The sequence below is a fragment of the Silvibacterium bohemicum genome, assembly GCF_001006305.1.
Taxonomy (GTDB): domain Bacteria; phylum Acidobacteriota; class Terriglobia; order Terriglobales; family Acidobacteriaceae; genus Silvibacterium; species Silvibacterium bohemicum.
On the sequence record NZ_LBHJ01000001.1, the window covers coordinates 482,261 to 506,325 of the forward strand.

Genomic DNA, 24,065 nt, shown 5'->3' on the forward strand with positions numbered 1-24,065 from the left:
GGTCAGCGCCCGAAGATACCGATCATGAACCGGCTGAGGACAAAGTCGGAGGCGATAATCATTACCGACGAAACGACGACTGCCTGTGTCGTTGACCGGCCGACGCCCTGGGTGCCGCCGCGCGTATTCATTCCGTAATAACAGCCGATGGTGGAGATGATGAAACCGAAAAAGACCGGCTTTACCAGTCCCTGGATGATATCCGCATAGTGGATCGTCTGATAGGCGGTGTGGAAGTACTGGGAAGAGTCCTGGCCCAGCAGGAAGACCGCGCAGGCCGCTCCACCTAAAATTCCCACCGTATCGGAAAGAATGGTCAGGAAGAACATCATGATGATTGTGGCTACGAGCCGCGGCATGACCAGTTTCTTCAGCGGATCGGTTCCCAGCGCACGCATGGCGTCGATCTGCTCGGTCACCATCATCGATCCCAGCTCGCTGGCCATCCCTGAAGCATTGCGTCCGGAAACCATGAGGCTGGTTAAAACGGGACCCAGCTCCTTGATCATCGACATACTAACCAGCTGCCCGGTCACCGCTGCGGCGCCAAACTGGGCCAACGTCGAGGCCGATTGCAAAGCCAGCACGCCACCCGTGAAGAAGCCGGTCAAAATCACGATCGGCAGCGACCCAACGCCGATCATGTCAGCCTGGGTGATGATATCCGCGCCATAAAAGGGACGGCGAAAGAGATTGCCCAGGGCTCGCGCCGAAAGCAGCGAGTACTCCTGGACGGAGGTGACACCTCTTTTGGCGGCTGCATCGATCGTGGTGAAAGGCATGGGTCGGAAGTCAGATCCTTGAATATGGGCTGTTCGTAGGATGCCGATCAGCCCTACTTCGATTCTAGTGCGAGACTACCATGCACCGGAGTGTGACGGAGGCATCGATTCTCAGGCTGGCGTTCAATATCGCCGCCCTTCGTCGATCATGTCCTTGAATGTCATTCCTTCAGGAAGCGTGCGGCCGCGTCCGAACGCCCGCATCGCCTCGATCGCATCTTCCCGGCTCTTACCCTTTTTCGCCTCGACAGGAGACAGCACGGCCACCGGAACACCATGCTTGGTGATGGTGATGTGCTCGCCCTCCTGCACGCGCTTCAGAAGAGCGGGGAAATGAGTTTTTGCCTCGCGGGAGGCTATGGGCGCCATACATGCGAGTCTACAACCGGCCGGGATGTGCTTGCCATGCGAAGTTGCAATGGCAGGGGGCCTATTCTTTCGCCCGCTTCTTGATCTCGATATTCAGCCGCTTGATCTTCTGGTTCAGCGTGGACAGCGGAACGCGGAACTGCTCCGCGGCTTCGGTCTGGTTCCAGTTGCAGCGCTCCAGCTTGTCCATGATGATGCGCCGTTCGATGTCTTCCAGGATGTCGAAGAGGGAGGCGTCGGCGTTGTGTTCGAGCAGGCTAGTGGAGTAGCTGCGGCCTGTCATCTGCCCGGGCAGCAGGTCTGAGCCGATGACGGGGCTGGACGACAGCACGACTCCGCGCTCCATGGCGTTTTCGAGCTCGCGGACGTTTCCCGGCCAGTCGTAGTCCATCAGCGCGCGCAGGGCGTCGGGAGCCAGGCTTCGCAACGGAAGGCTGTTCTCCTCGGCGTAGTACTTCAGAAAGTGCGCGGCCAGCAGCGGGATGTCCTCGCGTCGGCTGCGCAGCGGCGGCAGTTCGATATTGATCACGTTCAGCCGGTAGAACAGATCCTCACGGAACTTGCCCTCGCGCACGGCCTGGCGCAGATCGACGTTGGTCGCGGCGATGATGCGTACATCCACCTGGATCTCATGCACCCCGCCGAGCTGCATGAAGCGCTTGTCCTGCAGCACGCGCAGGATCTTGGCCTGGGTGTCCATTCCCATGGTGCCGATCTCGTCCAGGAAGAGTGTGCCGCTGTTGGCGACCTCGAAGAGCCCCTTTTTCGACGACACGGCTGAGGTGAACGCGCCGCGGACATGGCCGAAGAGCGTCGACTCCAGCAGGTCGGTTGGCATGGCGCCGGTATTCACCGGGACAAACGGTTTGTCTTTGCGCGTGGAGTTCGAGTGCAGGGCCTTGGCGATCAGCTCCTTGCCGGTGCCGCTTTCCCCTTGAATCAGGACTGTAGACCGGCTGGGCGCAACCTGCGCGATCAGGTCGAAGATGCGCAGCATGACATCGCTCTTGCCGATGATGTTCGAGAAGCTGTACCGCTGCTTCAGCGCGCGCTTGAGCTGGATGTTCTCTTCTTCGGCGTGATAGCGTCCGATGGCCGAGCGGATATCGGCGAGCAGCTTCTCGTTGTCCCACGGTTTCTGGACGAAGTTTTGCGCACCGGTACGAATGGCGTCGACCACGTTGTCGACCTTGCCGTACGCGGTGATCATGATGACCGGGAGCGAGGCATGCCGCTCGCGGAGGATGGCCAGGATCTCCAAGCCGTTCTTTCCCGGAAGTGCGAGGTCCAGCAAAACCAGGTCATAGGCCGCGCGCTCGATCGCCACCAGCCCGTCTTCGCCATTCACCGCGGTGTCGACGGTGTAGCCTTCCAGGCCGAGCAGCGTCTCCAGCGATTCGCGGATGGCTGCCTCGTCGTCGATGATCAGTATCCGCTCGATCGTTCCCGATGGATTGGCGGTAGAGGCGGGGGGGATGGCGAGTGTGCCCTCAGACATGTGCTGCTTTCCTTAACATGGGAAATTCCAGATAGAAGGTGGTGCCTTCCCCTACCTGGCTTTCCACGTGGATTTTGCCGGCGTGCTCCTGGATGATGCCGTAGGTCACGGCCAGGCCCAGGCCCGTGCCGCGGCGTTGGCCTTCCTTCGGAGCCGACTTGGTGGTGAAAAACGGATCGTAGATGCGGCGCAGATGTTCGGGAGAGATCCCCGAACCGGTGTCTGAGATGGCTACACTCACATGCCCGTTGACTTCGGTCGCGATGCGCAGCGTACCGCCGTCCGTCATCGCGTCCTTCGCGTTCAAAAAGAGATTGAGAAAGACCTGCTGCAGCTTGCCCGCGTTGCCCAGAATCGGAGGCAGATCGGGGAGGAGGGTGGCATCCAGTTGAACCTGCGAGGTCTTGAACTGGTGCTCGACCAGCGTCAGCGTGTCGCGAATGATTGCATTCAGATCGGTTTCGCGAAATTCGGTCGTGCCGGTGCGGGAAAAATTCAGCAGCCCATTCACGATCTCCGATGCGCGGAAGGTCTGCTGCGTAATCTTCTCGAGCAGCGGCGAGAGCCGGTCGTCGCCGCGCACCTGCTTGGTCAGCATCTGCGTGTAGGAGGAGATCACCGCCAGCGGAGTGTTGACCTCGTGCGCCACGCCTGCGGCCAGGAGGCCGATCGACGACAGCTTTTCTGCCTGCGAGAGCTGAACCTCAAGCTCGGTGCGGTCGGTGATGTCGTCTACCAGGATGATCCGTCCCACCGTCGTGAAGTCGCGGGAGACGAGCGGGGCAATGGCGATGTTTGCGGTGCGCACCTCGCCCGTCCGCGTCTCCAGGCGGAACTTGTACAGATTGTGGACACCCGATTCGCTCGTCGCCCGCTCGTAGGCCTCGATGAGTCCGGGTGGAAACACCGCGGAGAGCGGCTGGCGCAGCGCTTCGGCGCGGGGCAGCGCGTACATCACTTCCATCTGCGAGTTCCAGCTGTCGATGCGGTCTTCGAGATCGACGGCGAGAATGCCGACGTTGATCGATTCGACGATGTTCTCGTTGAATTCCTTGAGGCGTTCGTACTCCGAGATCTTTTCTTCCAGGCTGGCGTAAAGCCGCGCGTTCTGGATGGCGATGCCGATATAGCTGGCCAGAGATTCCAGCAGCTCTACATCTTCGCTGGACAGAAAATCGCCATCCGCCGTGCGTCCCAGGCCAATGACGGCGATGGCCCGGTCCTGGACGCGGCAGGGCAGGTAGTAATTCAGGTCGAGCAGGGAGGCGGCGCGGCGCTCCGGTTCGGTGAGGTGCAGCGCCTGCTGCGGATTCTCGAGAAAAATATGTGAGCCGGCATCGGGCTGATCGAAGTCCAGCAGTCCCAGGTCGAGCTTGGGATCGAAGGCGCTTGGCGGCAATCCGTGTCCTGCGGCGAGAACGAATCCGCCGCGCTGCTGGTCGGCCAGGAAGACCGCGATGCGGGTCACCAGCAGCGTGCGCGGCAGCCGGTCGACAATGGCGTTCAGGAGTGCGTTGAGGTCGGTCTGGGAGTTCAAGCCGCGGCCGAATTCGATCAGAGTCTGCCGGTAGTCGTAGCGCTTGCGATCGAAGACCCGGTCGACGCGGTCCTGGATGCGCCGCTTGAGGGGATCGAAGAGCTGGGCGGTGATCACAATCGCCGCGATCACGCCCCACGCGCCGGCATTCGGCAGCCGTTTGCGGACCACCTCGGCCGAAATTGCTACCAGCAGGAAGTACAGGCCCACGAGTGAAGCCGTGGCCAGCGTGTAGGTGACGCCCCGCTTGAAGATCAGGTCGGTGTCCATCAGCCGGTAGCGCACGATGGCCCAGCTGAAGGTAAGCGGCAGGAAGACCAGCGAGATGCCCGCCAGCTTGGTCACCAGGTCCGGAACCGCGAAGTTGAACAGGTAGGGAATCGCGTAGAGCAGCGCGAACGGCATCACGGCTACGATGGTGCCGCGCGTCAGCCACTTCAGCTGCTGACGCCGCAGCGGGGCCGTCGTCATCTTGTAGCTGACGAAAAGCACGACCGCTGCCAGCACATAGAATGCTGCGTCGTAACCGATGCCGATCTGATCCAGCCGATGGCGCAGCAACTCGGTTGCCGACCAGCGCCAGATGGCCATCAGCCGCAGGCCGATGACAAAGATGCCGGGCAGGTAGACCAGCGACATTAGCCGTGGGCGGCGCCGGCCGCGTTCGTCTGCGAAGGCCAGCGCGAAGTGCAGAAACAGCGCCGGCTGCAGGCTCTCGGCCAGGATGTTGCCCCAATAAACGGCCTGGTCGAGGCCGTCCATCTTGCCGGTGGACTTGAACGAATAGAGAACGAAAGAAACCAGGCAGAAGATATAAAAGTGGGTCGAGTGCGGGGCCGTCCAGCGCCGGAAGAGCACGTAAAGCCCGATGCCGAGATACACCAGCGCGATCAGCCGGAAGCCCTGGTTGAAGCTGCGGTCGAGCGCGTCGAGGATGACCGGGACTTCGATCCGGACGCCGTCACGCATGATGGTGTAGGTGATGGTGTTATAGGCTTTGGTGCGAATCATTTCCTGGGCCAGAGCTGCCCAGCGCGGAACCTCGCGATCGTTGGCGCGTACCATCAGGTCGCCGGCCTTCAGCCCGGCATGCTGTCCGGCGCTGCCGGCCGCTACGCGCTGGGCCGCCAGACCACCGGTGGCTTCCACCCACACCACGCCGTCGGTAGGAGACTGGTATCCCGTCTCCTGGACGAAATTCAAAGACGCAAGCACCGCGGCTGCGGCGGTGAAGACTGCCAGCAGCACCACTGTGATGCGAATTTGAAAAGACTTCTCCATAAAGGGTGGAGGACGTGTGGTTTCGGAGATGCACCGCCTGCCTGTGCAACTCTCCTGCCAAGGTCGCGCACAACCCGAATTTCACAGTGCTCCCCAGTATATCGTTGATGAGCAATGGAATACGAGATACCGTATAGACCGCTGAAGAGCCGGTCGGGTCACAAATGATTTGCCTTTGCTGCAGATTTTCATTGCGACCTATGGAAAACCATATGTTAAAAACTTGAGGCCATGGGTATCACCTACTCCGCAACTACCGCCGCCGGTCAGTTACTTGCTAATAAACAAGTAACAACTGGGCTAGAGAATATGCGCTGTCCGCGGCACCTTCGGATGGTAGATGATTCCGCGTCCGGCTTCGCTCCCGGCAGCCGCCTTCTGAGGAGCCTCTCTGCCGGGATTCCGACTCGCCATCACCGATGAGAGAAAAAAATGGGGCTTGTTCCTAGTCGAGCTTCACGGCCCGGAGGTCTTTTCTCGCCACCAGATCATTGATACAGCACGGCTTTCAATGCCGAACGACGGCCCTCGACCGTCGCGAATAAGATATATCTGCGATAGCTCTAGTGGTGCGAATGGTGGTCGGAATGGTTGGGCCGGCTGGCCCATAGGATCGACACGGCAAAGATGGTTACGAAGCTGAAAATCGCGAATATGGCCACTGGCATTCTCCTTGGCACTTAGAGCCTGTTATGCCCTTTTGGGCAGTTGTTGTTGCGAGCGAAAAGCGGTCCAGACGAGACGGAGCCCGAAGGCTGTGGCGGGCCCACCGTCGAGGGCGACAACGAAGTATGGACCGCTTTGCGCCGCAACCCGAAGGGCCGGGGCCACCCGTTTTCCATTTCCAGGGCCCGGCTTCGTTGTCCCTCGTCGCTCGAAGATTCCCGATATTCGTCGCTCCTCGCTCCTAGAATCCAGAAAATTGGCTCCCGGCGACGACGCCCAAAAGGGCATAACAGGCTCTAGACGTCCGCATAAGGATAGCGCATCGGGAAAGTCCCACAAAGTGTGTAAGCAGGTTTATCTGCGCGTCATTCCCGGCGTGGGAAAATAGCAGGACCCATGAGCATTCGAACCCTGAGCAGCCGCGAAGTCTATCGCAATCCCTGGCTTCGCCTCCGCGAAGATGAGATTGAACGCAGCAATGGAGCCCGAGGCATCTACGGTGTCGTCGACAAGGAAGACTGCGCGGTCATCCTCCCCCTTGAGGGAGATACCGTCTACCTTATCGAGCAGTTCCGCTATACGATTCAGCAGCGCGCCCTGGAGCTGCCGCAGGGCGGGTGGGAGAGCGCGGACGTCGATCCCGAGGAGCTGGCCCGGGGTGAGCTGCGCGAGGAGACGGGCCTGATCGCCGACTCGATGACCTACCTGGGGATGCTCTGGATTGCCTACGGCTTCACCCGGCAGAAGCAGCACGTCTACCTGGCCACCGGCCTGACCCCGGCCGGGACCGATCCCGACCCCGAAGAGCACGACCTGGTGCTGCAGACCGCGACCGTCGCCGAATTCGAGCAAATGCTCCTCGACGGAACGATCCAGGACGCCTGCACCGTTGCCGCCTGGGGGCTTTACAAGCTGTGGAAAGAGAAGCAGGCATCAGCGGTAGCCGCACAATAGCGGTTTAACTCAAAGCACGCGAGCGCCATGTTGTCCTTGACAGGAGTGGGCATGCAGGATTCGAATCTTGCTGACCATTGATTAAGGACAGTCCGACATGGCGCGTTCCCCCTACAACGCCGCATTCTTTAACAGCCAAAAGGATGCCTCCCTCATCTCTGCGGGTGTGGTGATACCCCGCGTGCTTTCACTCTGCGATTCAAAAAGCGTGGCCGATTTCGGCTGCGGTGTGGGTACATGGCTGCGCTCATTTACCGAACTGGGGATTGGAGATATCACCGGCATTGACGGTGAGTATGTTTCCGATGCTCTCCTTGTCATCCCCAAGGATCATTTCGTTCGAGCCGATATCACCCAACCCTTGGAACTGAAGCGGACTTTCGATTTGGTGATGTCACTCGAAGTCGCGGAACATCTCTCCAACGATCGAGCCACAACCTTTATCGATACGCTCACGAAGCATGGCGATGTGATTCTGTTCTCGGCGGCGATTCCATCGCAAGGCGGCACTCATCACGTGAACGAACAGTGGCCTCAATATTGGACATCGCTGTTTAACGCGCGAGGCTATACCTGCATCGATTGTTTGCGGGATGCCTTGTGGGACGACGACCGCATCGCGTGGTGGTACCGGCAGAATATGTTCATTTTTGTAGCCAGCCACAGGTTATCCGCATATCCCAAACTGATGGCTGAGGCAGCGCGACCTCGGCATTTGCCTCTTGCTTTGGTGCATCCCGGTTTTATGTACAAGCTGGAGCACGAACAGATTGGTGTGGGCGAGTTGGTCAGAAAAATTCCCGCTGCCATTCGAACTACGCTCTCACGGCATTCCCGGCCGCATCACTAGAGTCTGTTATGCCCAAAAGGGCATAACAGACTCTAAATCGACGGAACCAGCAGCTTGATTAGCAGGAACATCAGCACTCCGGCGAAGAAGACCAACGCCATGCGGATGCCCGGCTCGCGGTTTACCTCCGGAACCAGGTCGGTGGCCGCCACATAGATGGAGACGCCCGCCGAAAGCGGTAGTCCCGCCTCTACCCATCCTGGCAGCAGGTTGATGACCAGCACTCCGAGCACGGTGGTGAGCGCCAGAATCATAGCCGAAATCAGTGCCGCGCGGCGGCTTCGTCCCGAGGCCAGCATGACCGAGGCTACCGTGAATCCCTCGGGCATCTTGTGCAGGAAGACGGCGAAGAAGATCAGCCAGCCCAGCCAGCTGGAGAGCACGAACCCCGAGCCGATGGCCACGCCGTCAAAAAGCGCGTGCACCGCCAGGCCGACCAGGACCGAATAGCCGGTATGCGCTGAGACGAACTCGTGATGATGTGTCTCTTCGCCGAAGTGGAAGTGCGGCGTGATGGTGTGCTCCAGAAGATGGATGGCGCAGTATCCGGCGAGAATGAGAACGGGCGACCATTTCGGGGAGAAATGGAGGCTCTCGGGCATCATTTCCAGCAGTGCGACGGAGAGCATAAATCCCGCGCCGATGGCGATGAAGTAACGCAGGTAGCGCTTACTCCAATTGTGGCGCACCAGCATGAGGCCGCCGAGAATATCGGCAAGGGCAGCGAGAAGTCCGAGCGTAAGCGAAAGCAACATAAGATTCCCGATCTATGGATCATGACTCAGAGGAACGATGGGGCGGCTGGTTCAACCAGCCGGAAGAATGCACATATGACCCACAGCCGACAAAAGCGGGGCTAGGGCAATCCTTCATGATAGCAGCGCTGTGCGATGTGGTTCTTTCTCCCGCGCAAATTCCCGGAGAATTCATCTTCGCTCGGAGAGCGACTGGCCGACCAGGCGATTGCGCCTTCGGCGCTCGTTCTAGTGGTGATCGACACGGGTTTCGTAATCCCAATCCCACATCTCAAAATCGAGATGTGGGGCACCCGGTCTGGGCTGGTCTATACCCGGTCCGATGCATAGCCGGGGGCTGAAGTCCCCACTTTGCTCTGGGTTATTTCCCAGACTAATGCCCAGGGCTCCCTCCGATAAGACGGCACCCGCCGCTCTCCTGCAAAACCAGAAGCTAGGTTCGCTCCGCTGTCATCGTTGTTTTTGGTCCCATCGCGAGCAGAACCACCAGGACGATGCCGGCCACGAGGACGCCCTCTTCCACCTTCTCGGAAACTCCGTGCAGGCGATTGAATTCTGCGCGGTGCGGATCGTTGGGAGGCGCGGCGTCGATGGCTCCGCCGACAGCGATGCGGTCGTTTTCCATCCGCGGGATGATGGAGAACTGCGAAAAGGCGGTCAGCGCCAGCATGATAAGTGTCACCGCTACGGGAGCGCCGACAGGGCGGGGAAGCGCCTTCACGGTCTGCGCTGCGAGTAGCAGAAGGATGATCGCAGCTCCCGCGAACAGGCCTTCATAATGCAAAGTGCGCAGGCACTTGGCCACGATGGTTCCGGCGGCATGGGTATCCGCGATGGAGGTGAAGGCTGACGCGGCGACGATGGGAAAGAACATCACGCCGCCCAGCCACAACACGATGAGAAGGAGGATGATTGCGCGGATTGCGGTCTTCATCTAGCGGTCTTGTACTCCATAGACACTGGGGCGGCCGATCAGACGCTCGATTCGCTTCGGAATCGGTGGGTGGGTCGAGAAGAGGCTGGTCAGATCGCGCGCGCTGATCACTGGAGCCACGATAAACAAATGTGCGGTCGAAGGCGAGGCGGCCATGGGCAGCCGCTTCGAATAGGCTTCGAGCTTTTCGAGCGCGCTGGCGAGCGCATAGGGATTGCCTGTGATCTGAGCGCCCGTGGCATCGGCCTCGTATTCGCGGGAGCGTGAAACTGCTAGCTGGATGAGCATGGCCGCAATGGGCGCCAGGATCAGCATGAAGAGCGCTCCCATGCCTCCTCCGCCGCGCTCGCGGTCCCGTCCGCCGCCATACCCGCCGAAGAGCGAGGCCCAATAGCCCATGCGGGCCAGCATGGTGACGGCGCCGGCGAGGGTGGCTGCAATGGAGCTGGTCAGGATATCGCGGTTCTTGACGTGGCCCAGTTCGTGGGCCAGCACGCCTTCGAGCTCGTCGTCGCTGAGCAGGTTCAGAATGCCGTTGGTGACCGCGACGGAAGCATGCTGCGGATTACGGCCGGTGGCAAAGGCATTCGGCGAGTCGGAGGGGATGACATAAATCTTAGGCATGGGAAGCCCGATGCGCTGGGTCATCCGCTCGACGACCTGGTAAACGCGCGGCAACTGCTCGCGCGTGACCGGTTGGGCGCGATACATGCTGAGGGCCAGCTTGTCTGAGTAGAAGTAGCTGACGAAATTCATTGCCGCGGCGATGACAAAGGCCAGAACCATGCCGTTGCGGCCGCCGAAGTGATCCCCCAGCAGAACCAGCAGCAGTGTCAAAGCAGTAAGCAGAAAAGCGGTCTTGAGAGTGTTCATTTGCTATGTCCTCCCATGGTGCAACGAGGCATATAAATTCATTGTTTCATAAAAGGAATTTCACAAATATGGTTTCCTGTAGTTACCCTTTCGTTAACGGGATATTCATGGAATAAACCGCTCCTCCGATGAGAGCCAGGGTTACTATTTGGTAAATATGTAACCTTAACCTTATCAAACAATTAGGGAAGTCTTAGGGATCACCCTAAAAAGGCATTGCAATTGCATGAACCAGTCGCTATGAGAATCTACTGCCCGGATCGCTCAGCGATTATCTCGATCAAAACCCTGTTCCTTGGGGTGACGCTGCTTGCAGCATTGCTCTTCCTGCCTGCGAATTCGCAGGCGCAGACCGCCACTACCGGCGCGCTGACCGGTGTCATCAGCGACCCGTCCGGCGCCGTGGTCCCGGGAGCTTCGATCACTGTCACGGACACCGCAACTGGCTCTACCCAGACGGCGAAGTCGAACGAACAGGGCCGTTTCAACGTCCCTCTGCTGAAGCCGTCAAAATATGAGTTGAGAGCCGTTGCCGCTGGACTTTCATCGTCGAAGCTTGAGGTTCAGGTGCTGGTCGATCAGACATCCAACATCGACTTCACCGTGTCTCCCTCCGGCGAAAATACTACCGTCACCGTTTCTGCCCAGGTTGCGCAGCTTACGGATACTGAGTCGCCTGCCCTCATCACTACTTTCAACGAACAACAGGTTCAGAACCTTCCCGCTCCGGGTGGGGATATCACCACCGTAGCTTTTACCGTTCCTGGAGTCGCGGTCAACGCGGGCGGCAGCTATGGCAATTTCAGTGCGAATGGCCTGCCCGGCACCTCGAACCTGTTTGTGCTGAACGGCTTTGATGATGAAGATCCATTTTTGAACCTGAACAACTCGGGATCTTCCAACCTGTCTCTCGGCCAGGGCGAAATCTCTGAAGCCGCCGTGGTTCTCAATGGTTACAGCGCTCAGTATGGACGCGCTGCCGGCGCCATTCTGAACTACACCACGAAGTCCGGCTCCAATAAGTTCCACGGCATGGCGAATTACTACTACAACGGCGACGTGTTGAACGCGAACGACTGGTTCCGCAACAATGCCGGTATCGGCCGGGAACGCGCAATCTCGAACGAGTGGGCAGCGAACGTAGGCGGCCCCATCATTAAGGATAAGCTCTTCTTCTTCGCCGATTATGAAGGTCTGCACTACGTGCTGCCCGCGTCGGGCTACGCGGTCTTCCCGACCGCCGCGTTCCAGAATTACATTCTGGCGAATATTCCCGCGGATTCGGTCCCTCTTTACCAGCAGGCCTTCGCGCTTTATAACAACTCGCCTTCAGCCAAAGCTGCCATTCCAGTCACCACGGGCGGCGGTCCTCTTCAGGATTCAACGGGCAACCTGGGTTGCGGCCAGTTTGCCGGCACGGCCGGCTTTGGAGTTACAACTCCTTGCGAAAACGCCGCCGTCGGCAGCGCTTCGAACACCAACAAGGAATACCTGTTTACGGCGCGCGTCGACTGGGATATCAACGAGAAGCACAAGATTTTCGGCCGCTTCAAGCTCGATCGCGGAACCCAGCCCACATACACCAGCTTCGTGAGCCCGGCATTCAACACCATCTCTTCGCAGCCTGCCTACGAAGGTCAGTTGAACGACACTTATGTCTTCAACCCTCACCTGACCAACCAATTCGTCTTCGCGGCCAACTGGTACACAGCGTTCTTCGGCCCCTCGAATCTCGCTCAGACTCTCTCGACATTCCCGACATATATGGGCTTTAGCGATGGCGCAATCAACTCCGGCGCGGACTTCGGTTCTCTCGGAGCCCCTTACTACTTTCCGCAGGGAAGAAACGTCACCCAGTATCAGTTTGTCGACGATCTCTCCTGGATCAAGGGCAGCCACACCTTCCGTTTCGGCTACAATTTTCGCCGTGACGATCTTTCCGACTACGACGCCCAGGAGATCGAGAACGGCTATTACGATTTCCTGAGCCTGAACAACTTTGCTTCCGGCCAGCTTTCGTTGCCAGCCGCCACCCCCGCAGGCAGCCCGAGCCAGTCTTACTATTTGCAGAACTTTGCTCAGAAATCCACCGCGTATCTCGCCCTCTACAACATCGGCGCCTACCTGCAGGATGAATGGCAGGCTACACCGCGGCTGCACACGACGCTCGGCATCCGCTTCGATCGCACCGGAAACCCGCTCTGCAACAACGATTGCTTTGCCCGGTACAACGGTTCCTTCCCCAACTCCACGGTGGACGCTCCTTATAATCAGGCGATCAGCAACGGTCTGCAGAATGCCTTTCCCAGCATCGAATCGGTCGTTGCTCAGCCTCGTTTTGGCTTTAACTACGACTTGACCGGCAACGGGCACACTGTTGTTCGCGGCGGAGTTGGCTTGTTCGGAGATCTGCCTGCGTCAACCTTCCTGGATGGCTTTGTGCAGAACTTCCCGCAGCTATATGCGGCGACGGTAACCAGCGGTCATGTTGCTCCTACCGCATCGCCGACCAGCGCAGGGAACTTCGCGGCGCAATCCAATAACCTTCTACAAGCCGGTTTCAATACGGGCCAAAACGCAACGCAGATCACGAACGCGCTTGCCGCCATTGGCGTTCCGTTCTCCGCCCCTAACCTTAACGTTTCCCCGCAGAATTGGCGCAGTCCCAAGTATCTGGAATGGAACCTGCAGATTCAGCATCAGGTCGGGCCTTCCGACGCCGTCATCATCAGCTATGTCGGTAATAAGGGTTATGACGAGGTCATCCAGAATCCTCTGGTCAACGCCTCGTCATCGACCAACTTCGGCGGGCTACCGACGAATTCGCCCGACCCGCGCTTCAACGCTGTGAACCAATACCTGAATGAAGCGAATTCCAACTATAACGGTGCATCGGTCACCTACAAGCACATCGATCAGCATGGACTCTCTGTCGATTTAACCTACACCTATAGCCACTCACTCGACGATGTTTCGAATGGCGGCGTCGGTGAGTATTACAACCTCGGGTCGATCAACGAACAGGTCTCTCCGCTGAGCGTAGCCGGCCTGAACTACTCGAACTCAGACTATGACTTCCGGCACGATTTCGTTGCCGACTACGTCTACCAGATGCCAAGATTTGGCAACCGTGGAATGCTGGTAAATACTCTGGCAGGCGGCTGGTTGTTTTCGGGCAAATCGTATTGGCGCTCCGGCCAGCCTTTCTCGATCGTCGACAGCTCCCTGGTCGGTGGAACGTTCTATCCCGTCGCCGGAGCGGATCAGGTTCTTGCCGCTGCGGTTCCCGGGGCGAAACTTACTTACCACTGCAATGGAAATGGCATTGCCACTCCCTGCAACTCGGTCGCGGACTTTGAAACGTCCACAAGCCAAACTGGTTTCGGCAACGTACGGCGCAATTCCTTCTACGGTCCCCACTATGCCGACTCCGATTGGTCGCTCAGCAAGAGGTTCCTGAATCTGGAGCGCTATACCCTTCAAATCGGCGCCTCCGCATTTAACGTCTTCAATCACCCCAACTTCGGACCGCCGGCCAACGACGTGGCTGCCGGCAGCATCGGCAGCAGCGGCAACATCCTTGCTCCTCCCACCAGCCCTTATGGATCCTTCCAGTCGGCCGGTGTGGGTGGGCGAGTGTTGCAGGTCTTTGGCAAGTTCAACTTCTAACCCTTTCACTATCAAGCGAGAGTGGGGCGGCTTCTAGCCGCCTCGCTCTTTTTTCTGCCGCCGGCTTGCCTTTGCCGGTATCTATCCAGTAGCTGCCGGGTAGCTGTATAGGGTCCTCCCGGGCCATTCGCTGTTGCAATTCCGCGTGTGACCGGTTACAAAATGGAAAGGTTTGCTGCACAACCCTCGTCCCAACGCGTGCATCTAGCAAAGAAACCACCAAAATCGGCCTAGAAAACGATACCTACACGATGACCGCTGAGATTCTTTTAGTTGATGACAATGTTGTACAGGCCACAACCCGTCGGGCCATTCTGGTGCGGGCGGGGCGCTCCGTCGTCATCGCTTCCGGAGCCGCACAGGGACTGCAGATTTTGGAAGATGAAGGGCTGCTGGGCTCGATTGGCTTGATCATCAGCGATCACTGGATGCCTGGCATCAATGGTCCCCAGTTTGTCGAGAAGCTGCGAGAGCAGTTGCCCAAGATTCCCGTTCTAGTATTGAGCGGGCTGGCCGATGCTGAAGGCGAGTATGAGGGCATGAACGTGATCTTTCGCGTGAAGCCTTTCGCGCCGGATATGCTCGTCGCTTTGACCGCATCGATTCTCGACGGTCCCATCAGCCGCAGCGCCTAGCTTTATTCAAGCTTCTGTCTACGTGGTCTGCTTTTCCTCCCGCAATTCACTCCTGAATTGCTGAGGTTCGAGCTGTCTGCGACAATGAACTGTCGATCCTATGCCTACATTCGGCAGTTTTTCCCTATTGCTCGCTCTCGCTCTCAGCGGATACACGCTTCTCGCAGGCGCGGTGGCGCTTCGCCAGCTTGCGACCGGTGCACGAGCCCGCGTCACTCCTGAGAAACTGGCCGAAACGGCGCGTCGCGCCGGCATCGGAAGCTTTGTAGCCACGACTGCCGCGGCCTTCGCGCTAGTTTGGGCGGCCTTCAACAACGACTTTTCCGTCGCCTACATCCTGCACCACTCCAACCGCGCGCTGCCTGGGCCGTATAAATTCGCAGCGCTGTGGTCAGGTCAGGAAGGCTCTTTGCTGCTGTGGGCGTGGCTACTCGCGGCCTATGGATTCGTCCTGCGTCTGCGCCACAAGGTCGATGTCAAGCTGACTGCGTACGCCTCGACCATCCTGGCCGGCATCCAGGTCTTCTTCCTGTTGCTGCTGAATTTTGCTGCGATGCCCTTCTCGCTGGTGGGCGGAACCGTTCCGCAGGATGGCTTCGGGCTCAATCCGCTGCTGCAGTATCCGGAGATGGTGATCCATCCTCCGATGCTCTATCTCGGATATGTGGGCTTTGCAGTGCCCTTCGCCTTTGCGCTGGGCGCGCTGATGATGCGCTATCCCGGAGAGAAGTGGATTCACATCACCCGCCGCTGGACGATGGTGACGTGGCTCTTCCTGACCTGCGGCATCTTTCTCGGTGCGCACTGGGCGTATTCGGTTTTGGGTTGGGGCGGATACTGGGGCTGGGATCCGGTTGAGAATGCTTCGCTGATGCCGTGGCTCACCGGCACTGCCTTTCTGCACTCGGTGATGATGCAAGAGAAGCGCGGCATGATGAAGACGTGGAATGTGTGGCTGATTTTCTCCACCTTCATGCTGGCGATCTTCGGGACGCTGCTCACCCGCTCGGGCCTGGTCAGCTCCGTTCATGCCTTCGCACAGTCGTCGATCGGCAGCTGGTTCTGGGCCTTCCTAATCATTGTGCTGTCGGTATGCCTGTTTACCTTCATCCTGCAGCGCGATCATTTGAAGGCCGATAACAAGCTGGAGTCACTGGTTTCGCGCGAGTCGAGCTTTCTGTTCAACAACCTGGTGCTGCTGGCTGCCTGTTTCACAGTGCTGTGGGGAACGCTCTTCCCGGTGTTGTCAGAATACGTTCAGGGCAATCGCGTTACGGTTGGCGCGCCTTTCTACAATCGCGTTGCCGTGCCCATCGGACTTTTTCTGCTTTTCCTGACCGGCATTGGACCGCTGCTGGCGTGGCGCAGCTCGTCATTCAAGAGCATCCGCAAGAACTTCGTTCTGCCCTGCATTGCGGGATTGGTAGCCGCGGTCGTGGTAATTGTGTGCGGCGTGCATCCCTGGGAGATCTTTACCACCGACGGCCAGGGATCGTTCTATGCCTTCTTTGCTTTTGTCCTGGCGGCGATGGTGGTCACTGCCATCAGTGCCGAGTTCCTGCGCGGCGCGGGTGTGATCTCTCGCCACACCGGTCAGGGACTGTTGGCCTCGATGGTGCAGCTGACTCGCCGCAATACGCGCCGCTATGGTGGGTACATCGTCCACTTCGGCGTGGTAGTGATTTTTATCGGCATTGCCGGGAGCGCCTTTAACCAGAGCAAAGAGCAGGAGCTCGGCTTCAAGGAGAGCCTGAACATCGGACCCTACCGGCTGGAGTGCCAGAGCTATTCGCAGGATTCGAACGCCAATTACGACACCGAATTCGCGCTGCTTGACGTCTATCGCGGCGGCAAGAAGATTACGCAACTGGCGCCGGAGAAGCGCTTCTATATCGCGAGCCAGCAACCATCGACGATGGTGGCCAACCACTCGACGCTGGCCTGGGATCTGTACGTGATCTATGCGGGCAAGAATCCCGACACCGGCCAGCCCATCATCAAAGTGTTTCTGAATCCGCTGGTTGCATGGATATGGATCGGCGTGGCCATCATTGTCTTCGGAACAGGTGTGGCGTTGTTCCCGAACATGACCGCAGCCCTGGCTGCGAGCCGCAACCGGGTGCAGTCTGCCGCTGTTGCTGACGCGCTGCCGGCGCGGGGAGGCGATTGATGCGGCGCATCTCCGTAATTTCTCGCGTGCTAATGGTGGTGCTCGTGGCGGTTCTGACCATGGGCGCTGCCGACAATGCGACGCGCTATAACGAGCTCGGCCACAAGATGATGTGCGCGTGCGGCTGCGGACAGATTTTGATCGAGTGCAATCACCTGGGCTGCCCTGATTCGGATCGCATGCTGGGTGAGTTGCGCACGAGCCTTTCACAGGGTGGAAACGACGAAAGCATTCTTGCGGCGTTCCAGGAAAAATACGGACCGACGATCCTGGCTGCTCCGATGCTGACGAAATTCAACATCCTGGCGTGGATCATGCCGCCTATACTTCTCCTCTTGGGCATCGCCGGCACGATGGTGCTGGTCCGGCGCTGGAGGCTTCGCACAGCCGCGCTGCCTCCGGTGCAGCGTTCCGTGCAGTTCCAGGGCATACGCGATCGCATTCACCGGGAGACCGAGCTATGACTATTGTCGCCTGCAGCCTGATGCTGATCGGCATCCTGATCTACGTTTTTTATCCGGAGCGCCATGTGGAATCGCAGACGCAGAAGACTCGTCTCGAATACCTGCGCGAGCGCAAAGAGGTGCTCTACGATAACCTGCGCGACCTGAACTTCGAATACCGCGCGGGCAAGTATGTCGAGGAAGATTACGCCGCGCAGCAGGGGATTCTGGAAACCGAAGCCGCAGAGGTCGTGGCCGAGATCGACCTGCTCGAAGCCCAGCCGCGCTGACGTATCGGATGCCGACACCGCCGGAATTGAAACCGAGGAAACGAATGAAATCTGCTCTACGACTGCGCTCCTGCGCGGCTCTCGCCTTTGCTCTCCTGGTTGCCGGCGTCTCTCCCTCTTTTGCGGCAACTGTAACTGGAAAAGTTACAGATAAAACGAACAACAAGGCCGCAGCCGGGGACGATGTGGTCCTGATCGGCTTCGCCCAGGGTATGCAGGAGGCGGGACGCACGAAAACCGACGCGACCGGCCACTACAGCATCGATGTGCCGGACAACGGGATGCACCTGATCCGCGTTGACCACCAGAAGGCTGCTTACTTCGAGCCGGTCCAGCCGGGAAAGACGAGCGTAGATATCGATGTCTACGACGTTTCGCCGAAGGTGGAAGGAGTCAGCACGGAAGCCGACGTGATGCGCATCGAGGCCGGGCCGCAGGGGATGCGGGTGATCGAGAATTTCTTCGTGAAGAACGAGTCGAATCCTCCGCGCACCCAGTTCAGCAAAGAGGCTTATCCCATTTATCTGCCGGCTGACGCGAAGATTGAAGCCTCGGCGGCGATGGGGCCGGCGGGCATGCCGGTTTCGTCATCGCCGATGCCGACTGGCGAGAAGGGACGCTACGCCTTTGTCTTTCCCGTTCGTCCCGGCGAGACGCGCTTCCAGATCAGCTACACGTTAAGTTACAGTGGCAGTTACAAATTCACGCCGAAGCTGGCGCTGCCGACGCAGAACCTGGCCATCATGCTGCCGAAGAGCATGAAGTTCGATGGCGGTCCGGCTTTTCAGGCGACCGACATCGATACCGCGACACAGACCTTTCTGGCCAAGAATGTGCAGCCATCGCAGGCTCTTGACTTCACCGTTTCCGGGGAAGGCGTGATGCCGCGCGACTCGCAGCAGCAGCAACAGCAGGCGGGGGATAGCTCCGGTGCGAACGCGATGCCACCTGCGGCGGGTGGTGGTCCGGCGAGCGCCGAGAGCGATACGCGCCCCGGCATCGGGCTGGGAGCTCCAATCGATACGCCCGATCCGCTGCAGAAATACAAGTGGTGGATCCTGAGCGGCCTGGCCCTGGTGCTGGTGATTGCCGCGGCGTTCTTTCTGCGCGGCAAGCCGGTTGAGACAGCGCCGGCTGCGCCTCTCCCGTCGCCGCTGGTGCGCACTCCCGAGGTTGCAGCTGCGTTGCCGGGACGCGTAACGGGCGAGCCACGCGGATCGCTGCTGGCTGCGCTGAAGGATGAACTCTTCTCGCTCGAGACGGAGAGGCTGGAAGGGAAGCTGTCGGAGGCGGAGTATCTGGAGCTGAAGTCCGCGTTCGAGGTGGTGCTGCGGCGGGCTCTCGCGCGTCAGACTACTGCGGTGTGAGGACGTTGTTGAGTTGTCCCGTGAACGCCGTTCTGACAGCGAACGTCATTCTCAGCGAAGTGAAGAATCTCAGCGATGTTTGAGGCCGAGCATCGCTGAGATTCTTCCTCCCGTCGGTCGTCGGAATGACGGTTTGAGATTTAGTTCACGCTATGCCTGAGCGCTTGTGGAAGTTCTCACTTCATCAAAGGCCGTTTCAAAGAAGTTTTCTTACTCTCCAAAAGCCGTTTTGAAGAACTTCACGATGCGCTGGCGCCCGTCGAAGCCGTGCCATGGCTCGGGGGTGGGGCTTCCGAAGATGCCTCCCGCGAGCGGTCCGTGGTCTTCGCGTGGATACTGGACCATCTCTACCGGCACCCCCATCTGCCGCAGCGCGCGGTACATCTCGAGACTCTGACCGAGCGGGTCGGTGGTATCGGATTCGCCCTGCAGCAGCAGGAACGGGGTCTTCGCATGCGAGGCGCCTGCGAGTGGGCTTTGCCGCCAGACATCGGCCTCGTGCTCCCATGGCTTGCCGTAGAACCAGCGGTCGTACCATGAGCCGCTCTCGGTTCCGTATTCGCTGTTCTGGTCGATCACCGGAGCTCCGCTGATGATGGCTTTGAAACGATCGGTTTTGCCTTCGACAAAGCCGGCCATCTCGCCGCCATAGCTGTATCCCATGAGGCCGAGCTTGGTCGCGTCGATGGGATAACGCGCGATGACGGTGTCGACGCCGGTCATAATGTCGCGATAGTCCGCGCCGCCGAGATCGTTCTTATTCGCCGCGGCGAAGGCTGCGCCATAGCCGGTGCTGCCGCGCGGATTAGTGCGCAGAACGGCCCAGCCCTGGCCAAGCAGGTATTCGACCAGCGGATAGTAGCTATCCTCGAAGGCGCCCGTAGGCCCGCCGTGCACGTCGACGATGAGCGGCACCTTATGCGTCGCGGCCTGCGGCGGCAGATAGAGCAGGCCTTCGATGGACTGGCCCTCATTCTTCCAGCTCACTACCTGCGAGTTGATCTGGGGCCAGGTCGCCGGCAGGAGCGTCGGCGCGTTGAGAGGTTTTTCGTTATGGCCAAGCTTCTCGGAATAATAGAGCGTCATGGGTTGCGTGCTGCTGGCTCCCAGCCACACCCAGCCATTCTGTTTCGCGTTGGTATTCAATTGTGTAACCGTGACGGTTTCGAATTTGACCGGCTCCTGCTTCTCGCTATCGATCCGCAGCACGCCTACATGAACTCCCATTTCGGCGGGAACGAGAATCTTGCCATCATCGATCAATGGCATCTCGTGAGAGAGGGAGCCGGTGAAGTCTGGAGTCATATCCTGAATGCTGCCGTCGGCGAAGGTGAAGACAAATAGATCGTGATAGCCGGGAGGCGCGTCCTTCGTGGACTGGGCCAGGAAATAAAATCGCTTGGCATCCTCTGACCACACACCGCTCTGAATGGTTGCCGGAAACTCTTTGAGCTGCCTGGGGTGGGCGGGATCGCCGACACTGACCAGCCATGTGGTGTCAGCAGGGGCGAGATCGCCAATATTGTTCATGCCGCCGGCAACGGCCATCAAGCGATCGCCCTGGCGGCTCCACGCGATGCTGTGAACGTCGGGCGGCACACCGGCTACCGTCATCTTCTCGTTGTCTGTATCGAGCAGATAGAGGCGCGAGCCGTGCGGATCGTGATCGACCCAGACGGCGTCGGCTTTGTCATCGTGCGCTTTCTTCTCGCCTGGAGTCTCCGGATCGTGTGCGAGGATGGCGATCCACTTTCCATCGGGCGAAGGATCGTAATTCTGTACGTCGATGGGCAGCGGCTCGATCTTTGCGGGAGACGATTCCTCCTTGCGCGGAGGAATGGCATCGGCCAGCGTGGATGTATCCACGGGCGGAGCGATCTTCAGATCGTAGGCGCGAGCCTCGCCGCCTTCCATGGGCAGGCGATAGAGCTGGGTGTGTTCGCCGCGGTGGGCGAGAAACAAAATGCTGTCGCCATCGGGCATCCACTTGCCCTGCGATTCGCCTCGCTTTTCGCCGGCTTCGGACCAGGTGAGCTGGCGCGCGGTATTCTGTTTAATATCCACCAGCCAGAGATGGTTCTTCGCGCCGTCGGCGGTTGAATCGGTCACCGTGAGCAGCACGCTGCGGCCGTCGGGTGAGAGATGGGGCTGCGACATGCTGCGTACATGGCGCAAGTCTTCATTAGAAGGAAAGCGGTTGTCATCGAAGGCCAAAGAAAACTGCGAGCAAGTGATACAAAACCCAGCCAGTAGAGCGAGCGAACGGACAGGTATAACCATGGTCAACAGCATATCTTGTAGAGTCGCGGCACACTAAGATGAATTCTGCCTCCGAGCCCGTAATTCCAGCTACACCCGGCCTCTGGTCGTCGGTGCGCGAAGCCCTGCGCGGATCGCACCAGGACTATACCGCCGGAAATCTGAACCGCGCCATCCTGCTGCTCGCCATTCCCATGGTTTTGGAGATGGTTCTGGAATCGCTCTTTGCCGTCGTCGACGTCTTCTGGGTGGGAAGGCTGGGCGCGGATGCCGTGGCCACGGTCGGGCTGACCGAATCGATGCTGATGCTGGTCTTCGCTGTAGGGATGGGGCTGGCGCTTTCGACCGGAGCCATGGTCGCGCGCCGCATCGGGGAAAAAGATCCGGAGGACGCGGCCATCTCGGCGGTGCAGGCCATCGCTCTCGGCGTGCTGATCTCGCTGGCGGTGGGCATCCCCACCGGAATTTTCGCACCGAACCTGCTCCGGGCCATGGGCGCATCTCCGAGCATTGTCGCCAGCGGTTCCGGCTACGCGCGCATTGCGTTGGGCGGATGCGGCGCGATCATCATGCTCTTCCTGAACAACGCGATCTTTCGCGGAGCGGGCGATGCCGCCATTGCCATGCGCCTGCTATGGGTCTCGAACATCATCAACCTGATTCTCGACCCCTGCCTGATCTTCGGCCTTGGCCCATTCCATCGTTTCGGGGTTACGGGGGCAGCGCTGGCCACCTGCACGGGCCGCAGCATCGGCGTGCTCTACCAGTTCTACCGGCTGCTGAAGGGGACTGAGCGCATCCACGTGATGGCGCGGCATCTGCGGCTGAACGTAGCGGTGTTGTGGAGGCTGCTGCGGGTGTCGCTGACCGGCATCCTGCAGTTCACCATCGCCAATGCCAGCTGGATCGGCCTGGTGCGCATCATTGCTCTCTTCGGATCGGCTGCTGTTGCCGGATATACCGTTGCCATCCGCATCGTTATCTTCTTCATCCTGCCTTCGTGGGGGTTGAGCAATGCGGCGGCCACGCTGGTGGGCCAGAATCTCGGGGCGCGCCGTCCTGATCGCGCGGAGCAGGCTGTATGGCGCACCGGCTTCTACAACATGCTCTTCCTCGGCAGCATCGGCGTGTTCTTCTTTGTATTTGCCACGCCCGCGGTGCGGCTTTTCGTCAATGATCCCGCGGTCGTGCCGTTGGCGGCTGCGGCGCTGCGGGTGATGAGCTGCGGCAATATCGGCTATGCCTATGCGATGGTGATGCTGCAGGCCTTCAATGGCGCGGGAGACACCATTACTCCGACCATCGTGAACTTCTTCGGCTTCTGGGTGCTGGAGCTGCCGCTGGCATGGTACCTCGCGACGCGCACCTCCCTGCACACGGTGGGGGCGCTGTTGTCGATCGTTATTGCTGAGTGCACGATCGCGGTTATCAGCATTGTGCTGTTTCGCCGCGGACGGTGGAAGGCGCAGAGTATTTAGACGAGGCTTCGGACGAAGTTGGGTCTGGTTTAGGAAGGCCCGGGGCTGAAGCCCTCGGAGTTGGGCGGTTAAGTCGTGAGGCTGAAGCCTCACGCTCCCTCCGTAAAACCGTGCTCTCTCTGAAAATCGTGTTCTCTCCGGAAAGCACGCTTCCTCCGGAAAGCGTGCTTCCTTCTGAAAACGCGCTTCCCTCTGAAAACGCGCTTTCTCTGAAAACACGCCCTCTCCGAAAAACACGCCCTCTCCGAAAACAGTGCTCTCTCCGAGCACACGGTAGGAAACTGCAGGTCCCTCCGCTCCGCTTCGCTTCGGTCGGGATGACAAATTCATTTGGGTAATCACTGACTCGGAGCTAGAAGATGCCTCATCATCCCTCTCAACAGCGCTGGGCAGCTAGACTGGAACCATGCTGCACATTGCGAATCCCATTCCTGCTGATTCCATTCGTCTGATCGTCTTCGATCTCGACGGCACGCTCATCGACTCACGCAAGGATCTCGCGCAGTCCATCAATGCCATGCTCACGCAGATGCAGCGCCAGCCGCTGCCTGAGGAGATCATCGCCACTTACATCGGCGATGGCGCGGGTATGTTGGTGCGCCGGGCGCTTGGCGATCCCGAGGAGGAGCATCTTGTCGAGGAAGGGCTGAAGCGCTTTCTCGACTACTATCGCGAGCACAAGCTGGATCACACCTATGTTTATGCGGGCGTGTTCTCCTCGCTCGAGGCTCTCAAGACCATGCCTGACGGCTCTGCGCGCGCGATGGCGGTGCTGACCAACAAGCCAATCGGTCCTTCGCTGGCCATCTGCGAAGCTCTGAAGCTGAGCCCCTACTTCTTCCAGATCTATGGCGGGAATAGTTTCGGCACCAAGAAGCCCGATCCCGAGGGGCTGAATGCGTTGATCCGCGAGGCCGGCGTGAGCCCCGAGGAAACAGTGATGGTTGGCGACTCGGACGTGGATGTATTGACGGCGCGCCGTGCCGGAGCCTGGATCATTGGTTGCAGGTTCGGCCTGTCCTCGCATACATTGGAGTCAATCCCCTCTGACTGCCTGGTCGATACGGCTGCGGAATGGGCTACAGCATTCAACTCGACAAGCGCGCATCGCTGAGCCAAGCATTAGACGCGCACCGCAGGCTTCATCTCTTTCGGAGTGCCACCGCTTTACATAGTCCCATCGCAATCGAAATGCATTCTTAAGAAGCGTTCCCGGACTTCGGTGCGGATCGCTCTTGCTTCAACACCGAGGCGC

The 24,065-nt window shown here is 59.2% G+C and carries 19 protein-coding genes; 11 read left to right on the plus strand and 8 right to left on the minus strand.

From position 1 onward, the window contains the following. Nucleotides 1-2: 2 nt before the first annotated feature. The 4 genes from XX99_RS02065 to XX99_RS02080 all read right to left on the minus strand — a co-directional run bounded on the left by XX99_RS02065 (nt 3) and on the right by XX99_RS02080 (nt 5,467). Complete coding sequence (locus tag XX99_RS02065) at nt 3-782, minus strand: MlaE family ABC transporter permease (protein WP_050057700.1); 780 nt, start codon at nt 780-782, stop codon at nt 3-5. A 123-nt stretch (nt 783-905) separates the two neighbouring features. Continuing rightward, nucleotides 906-1,151, minus strand: a complete 246-nt coding sequence (locus tag XX99_RS02070; protein WP_050057701.1) for a type II toxin-antitoxin system Phd/YefM family antitoxin — start codon at nt 1,149-1,151, stop codon at nt 906-908. A 61-nt stretch (nt 1,152-1,212) separates the two neighbouring features. After that, nucleotides 1,213-2,649, minus strand: coding sequence for a sigma-54-dependent transcriptional regulator (locus tag XX99_RS02075; RefSeq protein ID WP_050057702.1), 1,437 nt, complete (start codon nt 2,647-2,649; stop codon nt 1,213-1,215). Then, nucleotides 2,642-5,467: an ATP-binding protein gene (locus XX99_RS02080; protein ID WP_050057703.1), complete on the minus strand. Its 2,826-nt coding sequence runs from the start codon at nt 5,465-5,467 to the stop codon at nt 2,642-2,644. Before XX99_RS02080 ends, XX99_RS02075 begins: the two co-directional genes overlap by 8 nt. A 1,062-nt stretch (nt 5,468-6,529) precedes the next feature. On the opposite strand from XX99_RS02080, the gene XX99_RS02085 reads away from it, so the two are divergent. Together XX99_RS02085 and XX99_RS02090 are read left to right on the plus strand one after the other, a co-directional pair. Further along, complete coding sequence (locus XX99_RS02085; protein ID WP_050057704.1) at nt 6,530-7,087, plus strand: NUDIX domain-containing protein; 558 nt, start codon at nt 6,530-6,532, stop codon at nt 7,085-7,087. Nucleotides 7,088-7,184: 97 nt separating this feature from the next. Next, nucleotides 7,185-7,937 carry a class I SAM-dependent methyltransferase gene (locus tag XX99_RS02090; protein WP_050057705.1) on the plus strand — a complete coding sequence of 251 codons (753 nt, stop codon included), beginning with the start codon at nt 7,185-7,187 and terminating at the stop codon, nt 7,935-7,937. 32 nt (nt 7,938-7,969) lie between these two features. On the opposite strand, the gene XX99_RS02095 is transcribed toward XX99_RS02090, so the two are convergent. Continuing rightward, nucleotides 7,970-8,692 (minus strand): ZIP family metal transporter, encoded by a 723-nt coding sequence (locus XX99_RS02095; RefSeq protein ID WP_050057706.1) that lies wholly within the window; start codon nt 8,690-8,692, stop codon nt 7,970-7,972. 135 nt (nt 8,693-8,827) lie between these two features. On the opposite strand from XX99_RS02095, the gene XX99_RS02100 reads away from it, so the two are divergent. After that, nucleotides 8,828-9,022, plus strand: a complete 195-nt coding sequence (locus XX99_RS02100; RefSeq protein ID WP_050057707.1) for a hypothetical protein — start codon at nt 8,828-8,830, stop codon at nt 9,020-9,022. 103 nt (nt 9,023-9,125) lie between these two features. Here the strand turns inward: XX99_RS02100 and XX99_RS02105 are convergent, their stop codons facing one another. Next, on the minus strand, nt 9,126-9,626 hold the full coding sequence (locus XX99_RS02105) for a DUF4149 domain-containing protein (protein WP_050057708.1): 501 nt from the start codon (nt 9,624-9,626) through the stop codon (nt 9,126-9,128). Next, a complete protein-coding gene (locus tag XX99_RS02110; RefSeq protein ID WP_050057709.1) occupies nt 9,627-10,499 on the minus strand; it encodes a zinc metalloprotease HtpX in 873 nt (290 codons plus the stop codon). A gap of 240 nt (nt 10,500-10,739) precedes the next feature. Between XX99_RS02110 and XX99_RS02115 the strand changes: the two genes are divergently transcribed. The 6 genes from XX99_RS02115 to XX99_RS02140 all read left to right on the plus strand — a co-directional run bounded on the left by XX99_RS02115 (nt 10,740) and on the right by XX99_RS02140 (nt 19,073). After that, nucleotides 10,740-14,168 (plus strand): TonB-dependent receptor, encoded by a 3,429-nt coding sequence (locus tag XX99_RS02115; RefSeq protein ID WP_050057710.1) that lies wholly within the window; start codon nt 10,740-10,742, stop codon nt 14,166-14,168. A gap of 251 nt (nt 14,169-14,419) precedes the next feature. Further along, the gene (locus XX99_RS02120) at nt 14,420-14,803 is read left to right on the plus strand and encodes a response regulator (RefSeq protein WP_050057711.1); all 384 of its coding nucleotides are present in this window, start codon (nt 14,420-14,422) and stop codon (nt 14,801-14,803) included. Between the two features lie 100 nt (nt 14,804-14,903). Next, nucleotides 14,904-16,973 (plus strand): heme lyase CcmF/NrfE family subunit, encoded by a 2,070-nt coding sequence (locus XX99_RS02125; protein ID WP_050057712.1) that lies wholly within the window; start codon nt 14,904-14,906, stop codon nt 16,971-16,973. Beyond that, the gene (locus XX99_RS02130) at nt 16,973-17,437 is read left to right on the plus strand and encodes a cytochrome c-type biogenesis protein (RefSeq protein ID WP_050057713.1); all 465 of its coding nucleotides are present in this window, start codon (nt 16,973-16,975) and stop codon (nt 17,435-17,437) included. Before XX99_RS02125 ends, XX99_RS02130 begins: the two co-directional genes overlap by 1 nt. Next, nucleotides 17,434-17,706: a hypothetical protein gene (locus tag XX99_RS02135; protein WP_050057714.1), complete on the plus strand. Its 273-nt coding sequence runs from the start codon at nt 17,434-17,436 to the stop codon at nt 17,704-17,706. Before XX99_RS02130 ends, XX99_RS02135 begins: the two co-directional genes overlap by 4 nt. Nucleotides 17,707-17,750: 44 nt before the next feature. Continuing rightward, complete coding sequence (locus XX99_RS02140; RefSeq protein WP_050057715.1) at nt 17,751-19,073, plus strand: peptidase associated/transthyretin-like domain-containing protein; 1,323 nt, start codon at nt 17,751-17,753, stop codon at nt 19,071-19,073. Between the two features lie 210 nt (nt 19,074-19,283). Here XX99_RS02140 and XX99_RS02145 read toward each other — a convergent pair whose 3' ends face one another. Then, on the minus strand, nt 19,284-21,248 hold the full coding sequence (locus XX99_RS02145) for a S9 family peptidase (protein WP_184084495.1): 1,965 nt from the start codon (nt 21,246-21,248) through the stop codon (nt 19,284-19,286). A gap of 143 nt (nt 21,249-21,391) precedes the next feature. Between XX99_RS02145 and XX99_RS02150 the strand changes: the two genes are divergently transcribed. Both XX99_RS02150 and XX99_RS02155 read left to right on the plus strand, forming a co-directional pair. Beyond that, nucleotides 21,392-22,810, plus strand: a complete 1,419-nt coding sequence (locus XX99_RS02150) for an MATE family efflux transporter (RefSeq protein WP_050057717.1) — start codon at nt 21,392-21,394, stop codon at nt 22,808-22,810. Between the two features lie 406 nt (nt 22,811-23,216). Then, nucleotides 23,217-23,924 (plus strand): HAD family hydrolase, encoded by a 708-nt coding sequence (locus XX99_RS02155; RefSeq protein WP_050057718.1) that lies wholly within the window; start codon nt 23,217-23,219, stop codon nt 23,922-23,924. Nucleotides 23,925-24,065 lie beyond the last annotated feature (141 nt).

Excerpts from the sequence above, each read along its gene's own strand:
- XX99_RS02065 (WP_050057700.1), bottom strand. The coding sequence starts at position 782 with ATGCCTTTCACCACGATCGATGCAGCCGCCAAAAGAGGTGTCACCTCC.
- XX99_RS02070 (WP_050057701.1), bottom strand. The coding sequence starts at position 1,151 with ATGGCGCCCATAGCCTCCCGCGAGGCAAAAACTCATTTCCCCGCTCTT.
- XX99_RS02075 (WP_050057702.1), bottom strand. The coding sequence starts at position 2,649 with ATGTCTGAGGGCACACTCGCCATCCCCCCCGCCTCTACCGCCAATCCA.
- XX99_RS02080 (WP_050057703.1), bottom strand. The coding sequence starts at position 5,467 with ATGGAGAAGTCTTTTCAAATTCGCATCACAGTGGTGCTGCTGGCAGTC.
- XX99_RS02085 (WP_050057704.1), top strand. The coding sequence starts at position 6,530 with ATGAGCATTCGAACCCTGAGCAGCCGCGAAGTCTATCGCAATCCCTGG.
- XX99_RS02090 (WP_050057705.1), top strand. The coding sequence starts at position 7,185 with ATGGCGCGTTCCCCCTACAACGCCGCATTCTTTAACAGCCAAAAGGAT.
- XX99_RS02095 (WP_050057706.1), bottom strand. The coding sequence starts at position 8,692 with ATGTTGCTTTCGCTTACGCTCGGACTTCTCGCTGCCCTTGCCGATATT.
- XX99_RS02100 (WP_050057707.1), top strand. The coding sequence starts at position 8,828 with ATGTGGTTCTTTCTCCCGCGCAAATTCCCGGAGAATTCATCTTCGCTC.
- XX99_RS02105 (WP_050057708.1), bottom strand. The coding sequence starts at position 9,626 with ATGAAGACCGCAATCCGCGCAATCATCCTCCTTCTCATCGTGTTGTGG.
- XX99_RS02110 (WP_050057709.1), bottom strand. The coding sequence starts at position 10,499 with ATGAACACTCTCAAGACCGCTTTTCTGCTTACTGCTTTGACACTGCTG.
- XX99_RS02115 (WP_050057710.1), top strand. The coding sequence starts at position 10,740 with ATGAGAATCTACTGCCCGGATCGCTCAGCGATTATCTCGATCAAAACC.
- XX99_RS02120 (WP_050057711.1), top strand. The coding sequence starts at position 14,420 with ATGACCGCTGAGATTCTTTTAGTTGATGACAATGTTGTACAGGCCACA.
- XX99_RS02125 (WP_050057712.1), top strand. The coding sequence starts at position 14,904 with ATGCCTACATTCGGCAGTTTTTCCCTATTGCTCGCTCTCGCTCTCAGC.
- XX99_RS02130 (WP_050057713.1), top strand. The coding sequence starts at position 16,973 with ATGCGGCGCATCTCCGTAATTTCTCGCGTGCTAATGGTGGTGCTCGTG.
- XX99_RS02135 (WP_050057714.1), top strand. The coding sequence starts at position 17,434 with ATGACTATTGTCGCCTGCAGCCTGATGCTGATCGGCATCCTGATCTAC.
- XX99_RS02140 (WP_050057715.1), top strand. The coding sequence starts at position 17,751 with ATGAAATCTGCTCTACGACTGCGCTCCTGCGCGGCTCTCGCCTTTGCT.
- XX99_RS02150 (WP_050057717.1), top strand. The coding sequence starts at position 21,392 with ATGAATTCTGCCTCCGAGCCCGTAATTCCAGCTACACCCGGCCTCTGG.
- XX99_RS02155 (WP_050057718.1), top strand. The coding sequence starts at position 23,217 with ATGCTGCACATTGCGAATCCCATTCCTGCTGATTCCATTCGTCTGATC.